Source organism: Cryobacterium adonitolivorans (assembly GCF_004402695.1).
GTDB lineage: Bacteria > Actinomycetota > Actinomycetes > Actinomycetales > Microbacteriaceae > Cryobacterium > Cryobacterium adonitolivorans.
Map to the genome: position 1 here is coordinate 22,167 of NZ_SOFL01000029.1, position 16,762 is coordinate 38,928.

The following is a 16,762-nucleotide window of genomic DNA, read 5'->3' on the forward strand; positions in this document are numbered from 1 at the left end:
CCGCGGCGGTTGGGGCTTTTCTCTCAGTTCGCGACCTTGGCGGCGATGTCTCCCCGGTGCTGGGAACCCTCGAGCCCGATCAATTCAATGGCCTCGTAGGCACGCGCGCGGGCCTGGCTGAAGTCGGCGCCAACGGCCACGACGCTGAGCACCCGGCCTCCGGTGGCCACCAGCGCGGAACCGTCCAGGGCGGTCGCGGCGTGCGCGATGGTGACGCCGGGCACCTTCGCGGCGTCGGCCAGCCCGGTGATCGGGCGTCCCGTCACGGGGGTCTCCGGGTAGTTCTCGCTGGCGATCACCACGGTCACGGCGGCGTCGGCGGAGAACTCCGGGCGGGGCAGCCCGGCCAGCTCGCCGGTCGACGCGGCCAGCAACAGGCCGGAAAGTGGCGTCACCAGGCGCGGCAGCACCACCTGGGTCTCCGGGTCGCCGAAGCGTGCGTTGAATTCGATCACCCGGATGCCCGCATCCGTGAGGATCAGCCCGCAGTAGAGCAGCCCGATGAAGGGGGTGTCCTCTGCGGCGAGCTGGCGCACCGTGGGCAGCGCGATCGTCTCGATGACCTCATCGACGAACGCGGCCTCGGTGCCGAAGCCGGCGTCGAGCCAGGGCAGCGGCGAGTAGGCGCCCATGCCGCCGGTGTTGGGGCCTTCGTCGTTGTCGGCCAGTCGTTTGTAGTCCTGGGCGGGGGAGAGCGGCAGCACGGTGTGGCCGTCGCTGAGGAAGAAGAGGGAAACCTCCTGGCCGGAGAGGAATTCCTCCACGAGCACGGCGCCGTGCTGCAGCCAACGCACAGCGTGGGCGAGGGCGTCGTCGCGGTCGCTGGTGACGAGCACGCCCTTGCCGGCGGCCAGGCCGTCGGCCTTGACCACGTAGGGAGCGCCGTATTCGTCGAGCGCGCCCTGCGCCTCAGCGAGGTTGCCGGCCCGCACGGCACGGCCGGTGGGCACGCCGGCCTCGTCCATGATGCGCTTGGCGAAGGTCTTGCTGCCCTCGAGGGCGGCGGCGGCCTGGCCCGGGCCGAACACGGGAATGCCGCGGGTGCGCAGGGCATCGGCGACGCCGGCCACCAGCGGTGCCTCTGGGCCCACCACGACGAGGTCGATGTTGTGCTCCTGGGCGAAGTTCGTCACCACGTCGGAGTCGGTGGGGTCGAGATCGACCACGGGAACATCCGCGGCGATGCCGGCATTGCCCGGCGCGGCGATCACGTGGGGTCGCGGCTCCTCACGCAGGAGGGCAGTGACGATGGCGTGCTCGCGGGCACCGGAACCGAGGACCAATATTCTCACCGGATCAGGCTACCCGGCGAACACGATGGCGTGCACCCGCCGCGACCGCGCAGGTCACAGAACGGGCGCCAGAGACGGCAGACTGGGAGTATGGCGCGAGCGAGAATCGATGACGGGTTGGGCAGGACCGCAGTGAAGGCGTACCTGGCCGACGAGGCGGGCGCGACTCGCGACACGCGGGCGCTCGCGGTGCGCTACACCCTGCAACTGCTCGCCGAGCAGGCCGAGGGCAACACCGTCGAGGTACGGGTTCCTCCGTTCGGCGCCACACAGTGCATCGCCGGCCCCCGGCACACCCGCGGCACCCCGCCCAACGTGGTCGAGACGGATGTTGCCACCTGGCTCCGCCTGGCCACCGGCACCCTGGCCTGGAGCGACGGCCTCGCCTCCGGCCGCATCCATGCCTCCGGGCAGCGCGCCGACCTCAGCGCGGAGCTGCCGCTGTTCCCCTAGACCGGTAGATCGAGCGAGGCCGTCAGGCCAGGATGGCGGCGACCTCTTCCAGCGACGGCATCGAGCTCGTGGCGCCGTGCCGTGTCACCGAGATCGATGACGCCACCGTGGCCCAGCGCACGGCATCGATCATCCGTTTCTCGGAAATGCCGCGGCCCACCCCGGCGACCAGATCGGCGGAGGCCAACCGGGCCACCAGGGCGCCCACGAAGGTGTCGCCGGCGGCCGTGGTGTCCACGGCCGCGACGGGCCGTGCGGGTGCCAGGCCGAGCACGGTGCCGTCGTAGGCGACGACACAGCCCTCGGCACCCAGCGTCACGATCGCCCAGGTGCCACCGGTGCTGAGCACTTCGGCGGCCCGGACCGGGTCGCGCTCGCCCGTGAACTCGGCGGCCTCGAGCTGGTTGGGCACCACCAGGTCCACCGAGGCCAGGAAGCCCTCGGGCAGCGACACCACGGGAGCCGGGGTGAGCACCGTGAAAACGCCGTGAGCCCTAGCCACCTCGATGCCGGCCAGGAGCGCTTGCACCGGCAACTCGCACTGCATGACGAGGAATTCAGCGGTGCGGATGAGGTTCTCCTGGTTGGGCGTGAGCGTGGTCACGGTGGCATTGGCTCCGGATACCACCACGATCGAGTTCTCGCCGGAGTCCACGACCGAGATGTGCGCGGTGCCGGTCGGCGCCGATACCTCGGCCAGGCCGGCCGCACCGATGCCTTCGTCTGCCACGAGGTCCCTCAGGTCACGGCCGCAGGCATCCGCGCCGATTGCGCCGATGAACTCGATGTCGCCGCCCTGCCTGGCTGCGGCAACGGCCTGGTTGAGCCCCTTTCCGCCCGGCACCGTGCTGAAGCCGCTGCCGAAGATGGTCTCGCCCGGCTTGGGCAGGCGGGGTTGCCGCACCACGAGGTCCATGTTGGCGCTGCCGAGCACGGCGATCCGGTGGGTGCTGCTGAAATCGTTCACCGGCCCAGTCTGTCGGATGGCGCGTGCGACAATAGGAAGGTGAGCTCCGCAGATCAGTACGGTGACGCCGAGACGCGAGCGTCCGGCACTGTTCCGCCAGCCGCGGCCCTGCCCGACCAGCCCGTCCTCGCCGGCACCCCGGTGCCCATCGAGCCCTCCGAGACCGTCGTCGCGGAGGAAACGCTCGTCCTGCGTCGGTCGCCGAAGTACACCAGCTTCATGATCGTCGGCGCCGTCTCGGGCGCTCTTCTGGCCCTGCTGCTCACGGTGACCTACCCGCGCAACGCCGACTTCGACCCGGCCCAGGTCTTCGGATTCCTGCTGCTGGGCGGCGTAACGATCGGAGTCGCGGTCGGTTGCCTCGTCGCGATTGTGCTCGATCGAATCGTCGGGCGCTCCGCAACCACGGTTGTCGTCGATAGACTTGACGCGATCTCAACACGCGCCCTCGAGGCTCCGGATCCTGGATCCGACCCCCAACCTTCCAACGAGAATTCCAAGTAAAGGGGCTGCGGCTTGCCCGGTGGCGACGGACGTCTGAATCATGATCTTCTTCCTGGCGAGAAGGGTCCGCAGGACGCCTGCGGAGTCTTCGGTGTCTGGGCCCCGGGCGAAGAGGTAGCAAAACTCAGCTACTTCGGGCTCTACGCCCTGCAGCATCGCGGCCAGGAATCGGCGGGCATCGCGACCAGCGACGGCTCGAAGATCCTCATCTACAAGGACATGGGCCTGGTCTCCCAGGTCTTCAACGAGGCCTCGCTGGGCACCCTGCTCGGCCACCTCGCGGTGGGTCACACCCGCTACTCAACGACGGGCTCGTCGAGCTGGCAGAACGCCCAGCCCACCCTCGGCCGCACCGCAGCAGGCACCGTCGCGCTCGGCCACAACGGCAACCTCACCAACACCGCCGAGCTGCTCGAGCTGGTGCGCGAGCGCTACCCCAAGGTCGACGGCGAACTCGCCCGCGGCAACACCACAGACACCGCCGTGATCACCGCCCTGCTCACCGGCGATCTCGACCACACCCTCGAAGCCACCGCCATGGAGGTGCTGCCGCGCCTGCGCGGCGCATTCTGCCTGGTCTTCATGGACGAAACCACCCTCTACGCCGCCCGCGACCCGCAGGGCGTGCGCCCGCTGGTGCTCGGCCGGCTCGAGCGCGGCTGGGTCGTCGCCTCCGAGACCGCTGCCCTCGACATCGTGGGCGCCAGCTTCGTGCGCGAGGTAGAACCCGGTGAGCTGATCATCATCGACGAGAACGGCTTGCGTACCCAGCACTTCGCCGAGGTGAAGCGCGCCGGCTGCGTGTTCGAGTACGTCTACCTGGCCCGGCCGGACACCACCATCGCCGGGCGCGGCGTGCACGAGGCCCGGGTCGAGATGGGCCGGCAGCTCGCCGCGGAGTACCCCGTCGAAGCCGACCTCGTCATCCCCACACCCGAATCCGGCACCCCCGCGGCGATCGGCTACGCGCAGGCATCCGGTATTCCGTTCGGCCAGGGCCTTGTGAAGAACACCTATGTGGGGCGCACCTTCATCCAGCCGTCGGAGACCATCCGTCAGCGCGGCATCAAGCTCAAGCTCAACCCGCTCAAGGCCGTGATCAAGGGCAAGCGCCTGATCGTCGTCGACGACTCGATCGTGCGCGGAAACACCCAGCGTGCCCTGGTCAGTATGCTGCGCGAGGCCGGCGCCGCCGAGGTGCACGTGCGCATCTCCAGCCCGCCCATCACTTGGCCGTGCTTCTATGGTATCGACTTCGCCTCCCGCGCCGAGCTGATCGCCACCGGCCTCGGCGTCGACGAAGTGCGGCAGGCCATCGGCGCAGACTCGCTCGGCTACCTCTCGGAGGACGGCATGATCGCCTCCACCGAGCAGCCGCGGGAGAGCCTGTGCACCGCCTGCTTCACCGGCGTGTACCCGATCAAGCTGCCCGAGACCCAGCACCTGGGCAAGAACCTCCTCGAGCGCGACTTCGCCACCTCCGACGGATGCGATCCAGGTCCCGACGCCGAGTTCGAGAACGTGCTCACCCCTGAACCGGAGCGCGTCACCGTGCTCATCGAACACGGTCAGGTCCCGTTCGGCGATCCCGGAAGACCAGAATGAGCAACGCAACCTACGCCGCCGCCGGAGTCGACACCCAGGCGGGTGACCTCGCGGTGTCCCTGATGAAAAAGGCTGTCTCTGCCACCCACGGTCCCGAGGTGCTCGGCGGCTTCGGCGGCTTCGCCGGCCTCTACGACGTGTCGTTCCTCACCGGCTACACGCGCCCGCTGCTGGCCACGTCCACGGATGGCGTCGGCACCAAGGTCGCAATCGCCCAGGCGCTCGACAAGCACGACACCATCGGCCAGGACCTGGTGGGCATGGTCGTCGACGACATCATCGTCGTCGGCGCGCGCCCGCTGTTCATGACCGACTACATCGCCTGCGGCAAGGTTTTTCCCGAGCGCATCGCGTCGATCGTCGAGGGCATAGCCAAGGCCTGCGCCGCCACCGGCACCGCCCTCGTCGGCGGCGAGACTGCGGAGCACCCCGGGCTGCTCGGGCCGGACGACTACGACGTGGCCGGAGCCGCGACGGGTGTCGTCGAGGCCGACCAGGTCCTCGGCGCCGAGCGCGTCCAATCCGGTGACGTCGTCATCGCGATGGCCTCCTCCGGCCTGCACTCCAACGGATTCTCGCTCGTGCGGCACATCCTTAGCGAGCGCGGCATCGGCTACACCGACACCTCCGCCGAGCTCGGTGGAGTCGTCGGCGAGGCCCTCCTGGAGCCCACCCGCCTGTACACCGGCCCGCTGCTCAGCGTGCTGGCCGACCCCGAACTGGCCGGCGTCGTACACTCGCTCAGCCACGTGACGGGCGGCGGCATCGCCGCCAACCTGGCCCGGGTGCTGCCCGTGGGCAGCTGGGTCGAGGTCGACCGGTCCACTTGGTCGCCCGCTCCGGTCTTCAGGGTGCTCGGCGACATGGCCGGCACCACGCTGGAGAGCGCGGAAGGCACCTGGAACCTCGGCGTGGGCATGTTCGCCGTCGTCGCGGCACACGCCGCGTCCTCCGTGATCGCCCGCCTGCAGAACGAGGGAATCCCGTCCTGGGTCGCCGGCCGCGTCTCGATGGCTCCGCACGACCTCACTGGCTTCGAACAGGGAGCCAAGGGCGTCAACGGCGGGGCCGTGCGCCTCGTCGGCGGCTACGCAGCGTAGCCCCGTCCAACCCGTCAAGCGCGCACGACAACGGACCGCCCCGATGGCGTTGCATTCGGGGCGGATCGGACGCTGAGAGTTGCCCGGGAACCGGTCGACGGGCGCGCCAAAACGACAGCCGCGCACGAGAACGTGCGCGGCTGATCGAGAGGCGGGCTAGGCGCGCTTCTTCTCGTCTTCGGTGTCGTAGTGGTCGACGTAGTCGTCCGACTCGTCCGACGTCGTCTTGTTCGCTTCGTACTCCGGCCACTTGGCCAGGTCCTCATCGAGCCGCGGGTCGGTCACCGGATGCCCGGTGAGCTCGCGTTCGAGCGCGTTGTAGTTGGTGTCCGGGCTGAAGTACTTCAGCTCGCGGGCGACCTTGGTGTGCTTTGCTTTTTGACGGCCGCGCCCCATGCGTGACCCCCTAACGATGCCAGGCCGGGTGAGTGATGAGTCACCCGGGAGTTGCCGAACGGAATAGTGAAATCTAGCCGCTAGTTTAGCATGGTGGGCCTGTAGCCCCGATGACGCGGTTCCGCGGTCAGAACCCAGGGGATGAGGACGCATGGTGAACGCCACGGCTGTGCCGGTGGTGATCATCGGTTCCGGCCAGGCCGGCCTCTCCGTGGCGTACCATCTCAAGCGATTCGGGCTCGCGGCGGGTCGGGACTTCGTGATTTTCGACCGCGGTGCGGTCGCCGGCGGGGCGTGGCAGTACCGCTGGGAGTCCCTGCGCCTCGGCGCCGCGCACCGGGTCAACGACCTCCCAGGCCTGTCAGAGCTCGGCCTGAGCTTCGAGACCGCCGACCGCTCCCGCCCGGCGCGGGACGTTGTGAGCGAGTACTACCGTCGCTTCGAGGAGCACTTCGAACTGAACGTCGTGCGCCCGGTCTCGGTCCAGTCGGTGTTCAACAGGCGTGCCGACCTCGTCGTCCGGACGATGTCCCAGGCCCACGGCGAGCGGGAGACCCTCGCCGGGTTGCTCGTCAACGCCACCGGCACCTGGGGCGCGCCCTTTGTGCCGCACTACCCCGGCGCCGGGCTTTTCGCCGGCCGCCAGCTGCACACCACCGGGTTCCGGGATGCCGCCGAGTTCGCCGGCCAGCGGGTCGTGGTCGTCGGCGGCGGCACCTCCGCGATCGGCTTCATGCTCGAGCTGGAGGGTGTGGCGGCCAGCCTGACCTGGGCCTCGCGGCGACCGGTCGACTGGGTGCGCACCGAGCATCTCGATCTCGAGGGGGCGTCTGCCGCGGTGGCCATGCAGGACGAAGCGGCCCGCAACGGCCGTGCGCTGCCGAGCATCGTTCGCGGCACCGGCGTGCCCGTCACCCGACGCATCCAGGGCGGCATTGACAGGGGCACCCTGGTGGAACGGCCGATGTTCGTCGGGCTCGAGGAGACCGGGGTGCGCTGGGCCGACGGCTCCGTCACCGAAGCGGATGCGATCATCTGGGCGACCGGGTTCCGGCCTGAGCTGCGCCACCTGGCACCGCTCAAGCTGCGTGAGAAGGCGGGCGGACTCGTGGTCGGTGCCGGCTCGTCCTGGACGGATCCGCGCATCTTCCTGGCCGGCTACGGGCCGCAGGCGAGCACCATCGGTGCCAGACGGGCCGGCCGGATCATCGCCCGGCAGGTTCTCGCCCTGCTCTAAGACCAGTCGCAACCCCACCGGTGATCGAGCTTGTCGAGATCCCGCGACCCGACCGCGTTCGCGACGGAGTTTCGACAAGCTCGTCCAACGAGACGGAAACAGCTACCGGCGCTTGCGCCGGTTCGGGTTGACCGGCCGGGCCCGCGGCTTCATCGGCGGGCTGGCCGGGCTCGACCTGGGGCCGGCAACCTCTGTCTGCACTGCGACGCTCGTCGTGTCGACGGCCGCCGGTGCGAGGGGCTTGCGCGGGATCGGGTGTGAACGCACGGGCTCGCCGCGGCGCTCCTGGCCGGGGATCGGCCGGGACCGGCGTCCGTAGATGAGCTCCGAGGAGTCCAGCAGCCACGGCACCAGCGCAATGGTCACGCCGTGCACGAGCATCAGCTTCTGGCGCAGCCGGCGGGCCTTGTGGTTGTGCAGCAACGATTCCCACCAGTGCCCGACGATGTAGATCGGCGTGTACACGGTGACGACCTCAGAGCCGTACTCCTCACGGCGGTCCTTGATGTAGCAGATCAGCGGCCAGCTGATGTCGCGGTACGGCGAGGCCACGATGTTCAGCGGCACCTGGATGTTCTGCTTTGCCCAGTCGATGATGAGGTTCTCGGTCTCCTCCTCGTCGATCGACACGTGCACGGCCTCGAGGCTCACGTGCCGGGCGGCGATGGCGTAGTCCAGTGCCTTGAGCACGGGCTTCTGCATCTTGCCCACGAGCACGATGGCGTGGTCGCCCTGCGAACCGAACGTCGTAATCGGGTCGACCTCGATCTCCTTGGCCACGTCGCGGTAGTACCGGTTGACGCCGAGCATCAACACGAACAGGATCGGCATCATCAGGAACACCAACCAGGCACCGTGGGTGAACTTGGTGATCGTGACGACGATCAACACCACGCCGGTGAGCAGGGCGCCGAAACCGTTGATCGAGAGGCTTCGGATGATGGAGCCCCGGTTGGGCGGATCCGTCTTCAACAGGGTCAGCCAGTGCTTCACCATGCCGGTCTGCCCGATGGTGAACGACACGAAAACGCCGATGATGTAGAGCTGGATCAGCACCGTGAGGTTGGCCTGGTAGATCACGATGATCACGATGGCGGCCAGCGCGAGCAGCACCACGCCGTTCGAGTAGATCAGGCGGTCGCCGCGGGTGCTCAGCGACTTGGGGGCGTAGGAGTCGCGGGCCAGCACGCTGCCGAGCAGCGGGAACCCGTTGAACGCCGTGTTCGCGGCCAGCAGCAGAATCAGGGCCGTTGCACCCTGCAGGATGAAGAACATCAGCGAGTTGTTGCCGAAGGTGGCCGCGGCGATCTGGGCGATCAGGCTGCGCTGGGGCTGGGTCGCGCACTCCGCCCAGCCGATCAGGTCGCAGGGGTTCTCCGCGTAGTGCACCTCGGAGAACAGCGCCAGCGCGGTGAGCCCCACGAACAGCACAATGGCGATGCCGCCCATTAGGGTCAGGGTGATCTGGGCGTTCTTGATCTTGGGGCGCTTGAAGGCCGGCACGCCGTTGGCGATGGCCTCCACACCGGTCAGGGCGCTGCAACCGCTGGCGAAGGAGCGGAGCAGCAGCAGGATGAACGCCGTCTGGGCGAGGTTGTGGGCCTCTACCTCGAATCCCGCCGATTCGGCTACCGGCGCGTCGCCTAGGGCCACGCGGCCCAGGCCCACGACGATCATCAGCATCACGCTGCCGATGAACAGGTAGGTGGGCAGGGCGAAGGCCTTGCTCGACTCGGCGACCCCGCGCAGGTTGACGGCGGCGAGCACGATCACGAAAACGACGGCCAGTTCCACGCGCAGCGGTGCCAGCCCGGGCAGCGCCGAGATGATGTTGTCCACCCCGCTGGACACCGAGACCACGACGGTCATCACGTAGTCCACGAGCAGCGCGGATGCGACGACGAGGCCGGCCTTCTCGCCGAGGTTCTTGGAGGCGACTTCATAGTCGCCACCACCGTTGGGGTACGCCTTGATGAGCTGGCGGTACGAGGCCACCACCACCACGAGGAGCAGCACGACCACTGCCGCGACCCAGGGCGCGAAGCTGAGGAAGGCGAGCCCGCCGAGCGTCAGGATCATCAGCAGTTCCTGCGGAGCGTACGCGACGCTGGACAGCGGGTCACTGGCGAAAATCGGGAGCGCCAGGTGCTTCGGAAGCAGCTGCCCGTCCAGGTGTTCGCTGGCAAGCGGTTCGCCGATTATCCACCGTTTCGGTGATCGGGCTTCAGGTGTTGGGGGGTTCCCCTCTGGTGTCACGAGGGACGACACTACTCCGATGCACCTCCCTGTCAAGTTGTCGGCAGATTGACAGGATCAGCCGGGCGTGTGCGCAGCCACGGTCCGACAGGGGGTTCGGGTCGTTCCGGCTGATGGGCGCGCAGTTCCGCGCGGCCCCGCCGGGGGAGTCCGGGCTCCGGAGCGCCGCGCGGACTCTCCCAGCTGCCGCGCAGGTTACCGCTTAAGCGAGTCGCGGATGCTGGCGCGCACGACGTCGAGTTGGCGCCGCAGTTCCGGCACGGTCTCAACCGGCATCGTCGAGCGGTAGGCCTGGCGGCGCAGGTCTGCGCGCACCTGCTGCCGGAACTCGTTGAGCACCATGTCGGCCTCCCTGAGCGCCAGGTTCGCGTCGCCGGTGGGGCGGGCATCCGCCGTGGATTTGGTCGGCTCAGGCGGTTTCTGGCGCGCGGCCGAGGCCAGGTCGGCCCGCAGGCTCTTCATCGCCTCGGTGACACCGCTGCGGACTTCATCGGCGAGACGACGCACCGAGTCGGTGACCTCGCTCTCGATGTTGGCCAGGTCGTCGGCGCGGGCGGCGAGTTCGGCGCGGCCGGCGTCGGTGATCTCATACACGGTCTTGCGGTCGCCGGCCGTCTTGGTGACCAGTCCCTCCTCCTCGAGCTTCGCCAAGCGCGGGTAGATGGTGCCGGCGCTGGGGCTGTAGGTGCCGCCGAAGCGGTCGCTCAACGCCTGGATGAGCTCGTAGCCGTGCCGGGGGCGCTCGGCCAGCAGGCTCAGCAGGTACAGGCGCAGGCTGCCGTGGGCGAAGATCGGGGTCATGACGACGCTCCGTCGCCCGCGGTGTCGGTGCTGCCGGCAGCGCTGCCCGCGTCGTTCACGCTGGCGCCGTGCCGCCGTATCACCGAGATGTTCCCGGACACTGAGTTCGCGCGCAGGTCGAGCCAGGCGCCGTCGAGGTCGCCGGTGCTGCCGTCGTACCCCTTGCCGAGGGTGCCGCGGATGGTCTGGTTGTCCAGCTGCAGGGTGCCGGAGACCGTGTTGATCTTGTAGCGGGTCGGCACGTCGGCGCCGATGCGCACGGTCAGGCTGCCGCTGACCAGATTGGTGGAGACCTGGTCGGGCACGCCGTCGATATCGAGGAACACCGCGCTGGTGACGCCGTCGACGGTGAACCGACCGATGTCCCCGCTCGCGGTGACGTCGCCGGAGACCGTGTGCGCCACGATGTTGCCGGTGTGGTTGCGCACCGACATCTCGCCGTTCACGCCGTTGAGCTCGAGGTCGCCGACGATGTCGTCGACGACGAGGTCGCCGGAGACCGTGCTGAGCTTGGCGTCGCTACGGAGCCCCGTGACGAGAGCGTCGGCCGTGACCACGCCGAACTTCATCGCGACATCGCGCGGCACGGTGATGCTCACCTCGGCCTTGGCGCTGCCGCGGAAGGAGGCGAACACATCGATGAAGTTGTCCCAACGCAACTGGGGGTGATCGATCTCGAGGGTGTCATCGACCACCGAGATCTTGAGGTCCTTGCCCGAGACGCTGTGCACCTCGATGCGCGCGCCGGGTTCGTCGCTGCCGATCACGTCAACTTTTCCGCCGATCAGGCCCACTTTGAGTGAGCGAACCAGCTCAACATCGATGACCTTCGTCTGCCCGGGGGCGACGAGCCATTTTTCTTGCGTCATAGTCTTCTCCTTCGCGATATATCGCGTTCAATGCATCTCAAGATATATCGCGTGTCAGCTTGGGGCAAGGCCCTCACGGCAAACCCGAAGGTAGCCCGGTCAATAGAGGAAGATCGCGAGCCAGTCGCGGTTGTGGGCGTGCACCAGCACGAGGAACACCGCGAGGTCGAAGAGCAGGTGTACGCAGACCACGTAGGTGAGCGACTTGGTGATCGAGAACGTGTAGCCCTGCAGTAGGGCGAAGGGGATCGTCAACAGCGGCCCCCAGCTGCGGTAGCCGAGTTCCCACAGGAACGAGACGAAGATCACCATCTGCAAGAGGTTCGCCGTCCAGAAGGGAAAGTGCCGTCTGAACAGCGCGAAAACCGTACAGATGAAGAACAGTTCGTCCCAGATCCCCACGAAACCCACGCCCACGAAGAGACGGCCGAGCTCGTCCGGCGCACTGATGCTTGGCCAGTTCAGGTAGGCGCCTGAGCGGATGAAGTAGCTCGGCAGAATCAGGTAACCCAGCAACAAGACGCCCACCAGGTACCAGCGCTCGAGGGCGGTCCAGCGCTGCCCGGTCTTGATCGGGAACCACACCTGTCGATCCCCGAACGCGCGCCGCGAGATGAGGTACGGCACCGCCACCGCGGCCGAGAGCACCACCCCCATCAGCGCCATGTTGGGGTAGCTGATGTTGGCCTCGACCGAGATTGAACTGATGATGAGGAGCCCGACCGCGATGAGGAGCAGGTCGCGGAACAGCGCCCGGTCCACCAGCATGGCCACCACCAGTGCCGCCGCGAGCGTCGCGTAGCCGGGCAGCGGCAGCCGCAGCGCGAACAGCAGCACCGCCGAGGCCGACACCAGCAGCGCCGCCAGCAGGCGAAGCGGCGCGCTCGCGGATGCCCGCCCCGGCGTTGCCGGGGAATCGACGGCGGCTTCGTCTCCCATCGGTCAATTCTGGCCGAAGTCGCCGCCCGGGTAAACAGGAGTCCCGCCCGGCCGCCGGGGAGAGGTCCTGACGAGTCGGGTCATCGGGCAGTAGGTTCAGTGAATGGCGACGAACCCTCCCCACGATCCGGGCCGGCCCGGCGCCCTCGACCCCGAAGACGACGGCCACCTGGATCCCGTCGCGCTGGCCGCCAGCCTGATCGCGATCGATTCCACCAACCCCGACCTCGGACCGGGCGGCGCCGGAGAGGCCGAGATCGCAGCCTGGTGCGCCCGGTGGCTGGCCGCACGCGGTTTCGAGGTGCATCGGCTCGAGGAACGAGCCGGCCGGCCGTCGATCGTCGGCATCAAGCGCGGCACCGGTGACGGCAGCTCCCTCATGCTCAACGCCCACCTCGACACCGTCGGTGTCGACGGCTACGAGGGCGACCCGTTCTCGGGCGCGCGACATTCCGACCGGTTGCACGGCCGTGGCGCCTTCGATACCAAGGGAGGCCTGGCCGCGGTCCTGGTCGCCGCGCACCGGGCCACCCTTACGCCGCTGGCCGGCGATGTGCTCGTGACGCTCGTCGCCGACGAAGAATTCGGCAGCCTCGGCACCGAGGAGGTGCTGCGGCGGTTCAGCGCCGACGCGGCGATCGTGGTGGAGCCGAGCGAGCTCAGTCTCACCGTCTGCCACCGCGGCTTCGCTTGGTTCGAGCTCACCCTGCAAGGGCGCGCGGCACACGGGTCGATGCCCGGCCAGGGCGTCGACGCCATCCGGCACGCCGGCCTGGTGCTGCAGAGCCTTGATGAGCTCCGCACCGGCATCGAGCAGAAGCCCGCGCACCCGCTGCTGGGCCACGGCAGCGTGCGGGTCGCCACGATCGCCGGCGGCACGGATGCGGCCACCGTCGCCGCGAGCGCCACCCTCACCATCGAGCGGCGCACGCTGCCCGGCGAGACCCCGGAGACGGTCGAAGCCGAGCTGCGCCGCCTGCTCGACAACCTGGCCCGTGACACCGCCGACTTCAGTTACGACCTCATCCGGCTCGTCGCCCGAGGCGCGTTCCAGGCCGACCCGAACTGGCCCATCGTGCGGCTGCTCGACGAGCAGGCCGAGCGGGTGCTCGGTCACGCGGTCGTGCAGCGAGGTGAGCCGTTCTGGACCGACGCAGCCCTCGTGCTCGAGGCGGGCATCCCGTGCCTGCTGTTCGGCGTCGACGGCGCCGGAGCGCACGCCCCGCTCGAGTGGGCCACGGAGACGTCGATCCACCAGGTCGCCGAGATCCTCGAAGACGCCATCGTGGCGTTCTGCGGCTGACCAGCCGAACGCGGTTGACATTGACGTAACGTCAAGAATTATCGTGGACGATGTCGGGCACCCGCCCGACGCCACCACCGAAAGGGCCGCCCGATGGACCACTCGATCCAGGACATCGCCCGGCTGGCCGGAACCACGAGCCGAACCCTGCGCCACTACGGCGCCGAGGGGCTGCTCCCGCCGAGCCGGATCGCCGCGAACGGCTACCGCTATTACGACGACCGGGCGCTCGTGCGGCTGCAACGCATCCTGCTCCTGCGCGAGCTCGGCCTCGGGCTGCCGGCGATCCGTGAGGTGCTCGACCGAGAGACGGACGAGGCGGTGGCCCTCCGAGCACACCTGGGCTGGCTCGAGCAGGAACAGCAGAGGCTGCAGCGACAGATCCGGTCGGTGCACACCACCATCAACGCTGTGGAAAGAAAGGACCAACTCATGGCAAAGGCAATGTTCGACGGCTTCGACCACACCACCCATAAAGAGGAGGTCGAGCAACGCTGGGGAGCCGACGCCTATGCCAGCGGCGACGTCTGGTGGCGGGGCATGAACACCGCGCAACGCGCCCAGTGGCAGGCCATGACCGACGCGCTCCAGGCCGCCTGGCAGGATGCCGCAGCGCGACAGATCACCCCCGACGGTGCCGAGGCCCAGCGGCTGGCCCAGCGGCACGTCGAATGGCTCGATGGTGTACCGGGTATCCCGCGAGAAAACGGCCGCCCCTCAGCGGATTACGTTCGAGGTCTCGGCGAGATGTACGTCGCCGACGACAGGTTCGCGGCCCACTACGGTGGCCAGGCCGGCGCCGGGTTCGTACGCGACGCCCTGACGGCCTACGCCGACCGCACCCTCTGAGCGGCTGGGCGGTCAGGCGGGATCCAGCGCAGGGGCCGTCGTCGATAGCCGGTCCCGGTTTCTGGCGAACAGCGGCAGCGTCCACTGGCAGAGCGGTCCAACCAGGAGGGCGAAAAGCACGGTGCCTACCCCGACGTTGCCGCCGAGCACCCAGCCGGTCGCCAGAACCAGGCCCTCGATGCCGGTGCGCACGGCCCAGATCGGCCAGCCGGTGCGGGCGTGCAGCCCGGTCATGAGGCCGTCACGCGGGCCGGGGCCGAGCCCCGCGCCGATGTAGATGCCCGAGGCGATGGCCAGCAGCAGCAACCCGGCCGCGAACAGCAGCACCCTCAGCCAGAGGGCGAGGTCCTCGGGCACCAGCCACAGTCCCACGTCCGCCGCCGGGCCCACGAGCACCGCGTTCAGGACGGTGCCGATACCCAGCCGCTGCTTGAGCGGAATCCACAACAGCAGGACGATGCCGCTGATGATCGTGGTGATGACCCCGAAACCGAGGTGCAGGTGCCCGTCGATGCCCTGGGTCAGCACGTCCCACGGGGCCACGCCGATCGCGCCGCGCACGATCAACGCGATACCGATTCCATAGAGGAAGAGGCCAATAATGAGTTGAATCACGCGACGCTTCATAGGAGTCAATCCAATTGCATCCGCACCCTGTACTCAAGTAGCCAATTTGCCTAGAGTGGCTTCATGTTGTCGAGCCAGCTCACCGCCCGCAGCCTGGAGTCGTTGCTGGGCGACTGGCGCACCGGGGGCAGCGCCTACCGGGCGCTGGCCGACCGCATCCGCCTGCTCACCCTCGACGGCCGCATCCCCACCGACAGCCGGCTGCCCGCCGAACGTGACCTCGGCACCAGGCTGGGCCTCAGCCGCACCACGGTCACGGCCGCCTACCGGCAGCTGCGGGAGGCCGGTTACCTGCACAGCGTGCGGGGCTCCGGCAGTGTCGCCCGGCTGCCGGGGGCGTCCGTTGCCGCGGATGCCACGGCGCCCGCCGGCGTGCTCGATCTCGGCCAGGCGGTGCTGCCCGCCTGGCCGGGCCTGGCCGAAGTGGCCGCGCTCGCCGCGGCAGACCTCCCGGCGCACCTGACCGGCTCTGGCTTCGACCCGGTGGGCCTGCCAAAGCTTCGCCGGGCCATCGCCGACCGCTACCGGGCCAGGGGGCTGCCCACCGAGCCCGAGCAGATCATGGTCACCGTCGGCGCCCAGCACGCCATCGCCCTGCTCGCGCGGGCGTTGATCAACCGGGGTGACAGGGTCCTGGTCGAGACGCCCACCTATCCGCACGCGTACGAGGCGTTGCGGGCGGCAGGCGGTCGCCTGATGCCGGTGTCGGTCACGGCCGCGCTACCCGGCGCCGACGCCGGCTGGGACGAGTCCGCGTTGCTGCAGACGATCCACCGCAGCAACCCGGTCCTGGGCTACCTGATGCCCGACTTCCAGAATCCCACCGGGCAGAGCATGCCCGTTGCCCAACGCGAACGAGTACTGGCGGCGGCCGCCCGCCAGGGCACCGTGCTGATCAGCGACGAGACCATCGGCGAACTCGACATCGACCGGGCCGGTGAGTTCGGCCCGTTCGCCGCGTCGGCCGACCCGGACCGGCCCGACCTCGCGGTCACCGTCGGGTCGGTGGGCAAAACGGTCTGGGGTGGCCTGCGGGTCGGCTGGGTCCGGGCCGACCCCAACCTGATCCGCAAGCTGGCCGCGGCCCGCCTCGCCAACGACCTCGGCACGCCGGTGCTCGAGCAGCTCATCGTCACCCGGCTGCTGCGACAGCTGCCCGACATCCTCGAGTCGCGCCGGGTGCTGCTGCGGGCGGGACGGGACCGCCTCGTGACGGGCCTGGCCGAGCGCTTCCCCGACTGGCAGGTCCCCAACGTGGACGGCGGCATAACCCTATGGGTCAACCTCGGCCGGCCGGTCAGCTCCCAGCTCGCCCTCGCGGCCCGCGCGCAGGGGCTGTTGCTGCCGGCCGGTCCGCGGTTCGGCATCGACGGGGCATTCGAGAGGTTCCTGCGCATCCCGTTCTGCTACGGTCCCGACGAGATGCCGCGCGCCCTCGACGCCCTCGCGCTGGCCTGGGAGACGCTGCTGCGGCATCCGCTACCCGACACCGGCTACCTCGCCGACGTTGTGTGACCGCAAACCGACCGTCATATCTCGCGGCCGCCGGCCCGCCGGTTGCCGC

The 16,762-nt window shown here is 69.0% G+C and carries 16 protein-coding genes; 8 read left to right on the forward strand and 8 right to left on the reverse strand.

Annotated elements, in window-relative coordinates:
* Positions 1 to 23 precede the first annotated feature (23 nt).
* A complete protein-coding gene (gene purD, locus E3O42_RS08830; RefSeq protein ID WP_134453588.1) occupies positions 24 to 1,292 on the reverse strand; it encodes a phosphoribosylamine--glycine ligase in 1,269 nt (422 codons plus the stop codon).
* Between the two features lie 90 nt (positions 1,293 to 1,382).
* Between purD and E3O42_RS08835 the strand changes: the two genes are divergently transcribed.
* Positions 1,383 to 1,745, forward strand: a complete 363-nt coding sequence (locus E3O42_RS08835; protein ID WP_134453589.1) for a sterol carrier family protein — start codon at positions 1,383 to 1,385, stop codon at positions 1,743 to 1,745.
* A 22-nt stretch (positions 1,746 to 1,767) separates the two neighbouring features.
* On the opposite strand, the gene E3O42_RS08840 is transcribed toward E3O42_RS08835, so the two are convergent.
* Positions 1,768 to 2,712, reverse strand: coding sequence for a ribokinase (locus E3O42_RS08840; RefSeq protein WP_198414093.1), 945 nt, complete (start codon positions 2,710 to 2,712; stop codon positions 1,768 to 1,770).
* A 39-nt stretch (positions 2,713 to 2,751) separates the two neighbouring features.
* On the opposite strand from E3O42_RS08840, the gene E3O42_RS08845 reads away from it, so the two are divergent.
* From E3O42_RS08845 to purM, 3 genes are read left to right on the forward strand one after another with little or no spacing between them, the layout of a single operon-like run.
* Entirely contained in the window at positions 2,752 to 3,216 is a 465-nt protein-coding gene (locus tag E3O42_RS08845; protein WP_134453590.1) for a hypothetical protein, read from the forward strand.
* 12 nt (positions 3,217 to 3,228) lie between these two features.
* Positions 3,229 to 4,821 carry an amidophosphoribosyltransferase gene (purF, locus tag E3O42_RS08850; RefSeq protein WP_134453591.1) on the forward strand — a complete coding sequence of 531 codons (1,593 nt, stop codon included), beginning with the start codon at positions 3,229 to 3,231 and terminating at the stop codon, positions 4,819 to 4,821.
* The gene (gene purM / locus E3O42_RS08855; protein ID WP_134453592.1) at positions 4,818 to 5,921 is read left to right on the forward strand and encodes a phosphoribosylformylglycinamidine cyclo-ligase; all 1,104 of its coding nucleotides are present in this window, start codon (positions 4,818 to 4,820) and stop codon (positions 5,919 to 5,921) included. The genes purF and purM overlap by 4 nt, the downstream gene beginning before the upstream one ends.
* A gap of 156 nt (positions 5,922 to 6,077) precedes the next feature.
* Here purM and E3O42_RS08860 read toward each other — a convergent pair whose 3' ends face one another.
* Positions 6,078 to 6,317, reverse strand: a complete 240-nt coding sequence (locus E3O42_RS08860) for a DUF3073 domain-containing protein (RefSeq protein ID WP_088457376.1) — start codon at positions 6,315 to 6,317, stop codon at positions 6,078 to 6,080.
* 151 nt (positions 6,318 to 6,468) lie between these two features.
* On the opposite strand from E3O42_RS08860, the gene E3O42_RS08865 reads away from it, so the two are divergent.
* Positions 6,469 to 7,554 (forward strand): NAD(P)-binding domain-containing protein, encoded by a 1,086-nt coding sequence (locus E3O42_RS08865; RefSeq protein ID WP_134453593.1) that lies wholly within the window; start codon positions 6,469 to 6,471, stop codon positions 7,552 to 7,554.
* 102 nt (positions 7,555 to 7,656) lie between these two features.
* Here the strand turns inward: E3O42_RS08865 and E3O42_RS08870 are convergent, their stop codons facing one another.
* The 4 genes from E3O42_RS08870 to E3O42_RS08885 form a co-directional block, all read right to left on the reverse strand.
* On the reverse strand, positions 7,657 to 9,633 hold the full coding sequence (locus E3O42_RS08870; protein ID WP_420897876.1) for an APC family permease: 1,977 nt from the start codon (positions 9,631 to 9,633) through the stop codon (positions 7,657 to 7,659).
* A 372-nt stretch (positions 9,634 to 10,005) separates the two neighbouring features.
* Positions 10,006 to 10,611: a PadR family transcriptional regulator gene (locus E3O42_RS08875; protein WP_134453595.1), complete on the reverse strand. Its 606-nt coding sequence runs from the start codon at positions 10,609 to 10,611 to the stop codon at positions 10,006 to 10,008.
* Positions 10,608 to 11,480: a DUF4097 family beta strand repeat-containing protein gene (locus tag E3O42_RS08880; RefSeq protein WP_134453596.1), complete on the reverse strand. Its 873-nt coding sequence runs from the start codon at positions 11,478 to 11,480 to the stop codon at positions 10,608 to 10,610. Before E3O42_RS08880 ends, E3O42_RS08875 begins: the two co-directional genes overlap by 4 nt.
* Positions 11,481 to 11,579: 99 nt before the next feature.
* The gene (locus tag E3O42_RS08885; RefSeq protein ID WP_241984735.1) at positions 11,580 to 12,419 is read right to left on the reverse strand and encodes a CPBP family intramembrane metalloprotease; all 840 of its coding nucleotides are present in this window, start codon (positions 12,417 to 12,419) and stop codon (positions 11,580 to 11,582) included.
* A 103-nt stretch (positions 12,420 to 12,522) separates the two neighbouring features.
* On the opposite strand from E3O42_RS08885, the gene E3O42_RS08890 reads away from it, so the two are divergent.
* Both E3O42_RS08890 and E3O42_RS08895 read left to right on the forward strand, forming a co-directional pair.
* Positions 12,523 to 13,722 carry a M20/M25/M40 family metallo-hydrolase gene (locus E3O42_RS08890; RefSeq protein WP_134453597.1) on the forward strand — a complete coding sequence of 400 codons (1,200 nt, stop codon included), beginning with the start codon at positions 12,523 to 12,525 and terminating at the stop codon, positions 13,720 to 13,722.
* A gap of 93 nt (positions 13,723 to 13,815) precedes the next feature.
* On the forward strand, positions 13,816 to 14,571 hold the full coding sequence (locus E3O42_RS08895) for a MerR family transcriptional regulator (RefSeq protein WP_134453598.1): 756 nt from the start codon (positions 13,816 to 13,818) through the stop codon (positions 14,569 to 14,571).
* A gap of 12 nt (positions 14,572 to 14,583) precedes the next feature.
* On the opposite strand, the gene yczE is transcribed toward E3O42_RS08895, so the two are convergent.
* Positions 14,584 to 15,186, reverse strand: a complete 603-nt coding sequence (yczE, locus tag E3O42_RS08900) for a membrane protein YczE (protein ID WP_241984736.1) — start codon at positions 15,184 to 15,186, stop codon at positions 14,584 to 14,586.
* Positions 15,187 to 15,261: 75 nt separating this feature from the next.
* Between yczE and yczR the strand changes: the two genes are divergently transcribed.
* Complete coding sequence (gene yczR / locus E3O42_RS08905; RefSeq protein WP_134453600.1) at positions 15,262 to 16,713, forward strand: MocR-like transcription factor YczR; 1,452 nt, start codon at positions 15,262 to 15,264, stop codon at positions 16,711 to 16,713.
* The last annotated feature ends 49 nt before the right edge of the window (positions 16,714 to 16,762 follow it).

What these genes read in the sequence shown, in the direction of transcription:
- E3O42_RS08870 (WP_420897876.1), bottom strand. Translation starts at nt 9,633, where the DNA reads ATGATCCTGACGCTCGGCGGGCTCGCCTTCCTCAGCTTCGCGCCCTGG.
- purM (WP_134453592.1), top strand. Translation starts at nt 4,818, where the DNA reads ATGAGCAACGCAACCTACGCCGCCGCCGGAGTCGACACCCAGGCGGGT.
- E3O42_RS08895 (WP_134453598.1), top strand. Translation starts at nt 13,816, where the DNA reads ATGGACCACTCGATCCAGGACATCGCCCGGCTGGCCGGAACCACGAGC.
- E3O42_RS08860 (WP_088457376.1), bottom strand. Translation starts at nt 6,317, where the DNA reads ATGGGGCGCGGCCGTCAAAAAGCAAAGCACACCAAGGTCGCCCGCGAG.
- E3O42_RS08880 (WP_134453596.1), bottom strand. Translation starts at nt 11,480, where the DNA reads ATGACGCAAGAAAAATGGCTCGTCGCCCCCGGGCAGACGAAGGTCATC.
- E3O42_RS08875 (WP_134453595.1), bottom strand. Translation starts at nt 10,611, where the DNA reads ATGACCCCGATCTTCGCCCACGGCAGCCTGCGCCTGTACCTGCTGAGC.
- E3O42_RS08885 (WP_241984735.1), bottom strand. Translation starts at nt 12,419, where the DNA reads ATGGGAGACGAAGCCGCCGTCGATTCCCCGGCAACGCCGGGGCGGGCA.
- yczR (WP_134453600.1), top strand. Translation starts at nt 15,262, where the DNA reads ATGTTGTCGAGCCAGCTCACCGCCCGCAGCCTGGAGTCGTTGCTGGGC.
- E3O42_RS08890 (WP_134453597.1), top strand. Translation starts at nt 12,523, where the DNA reads ATGGCGACGAACCCTCCCCACGATCCGGGCCGGCCCGGCGCCCTCGAC.
- E3O42_RS08865 (WP_134453593.1), top strand. Translation starts at nt 6,469, where the DNA reads ATGGTGAACGCCACGGCTGTGCCGGTGGTGATCATCGGTTCCGGCCAG.
- E3O42_RS08835 (WP_134453589.1), top strand. Translation starts at nt 1,383, where the DNA reads ATGGCGCGAGCGAGAATCGATGACGGGTTGGGCAGGACCGCAGTGAAG.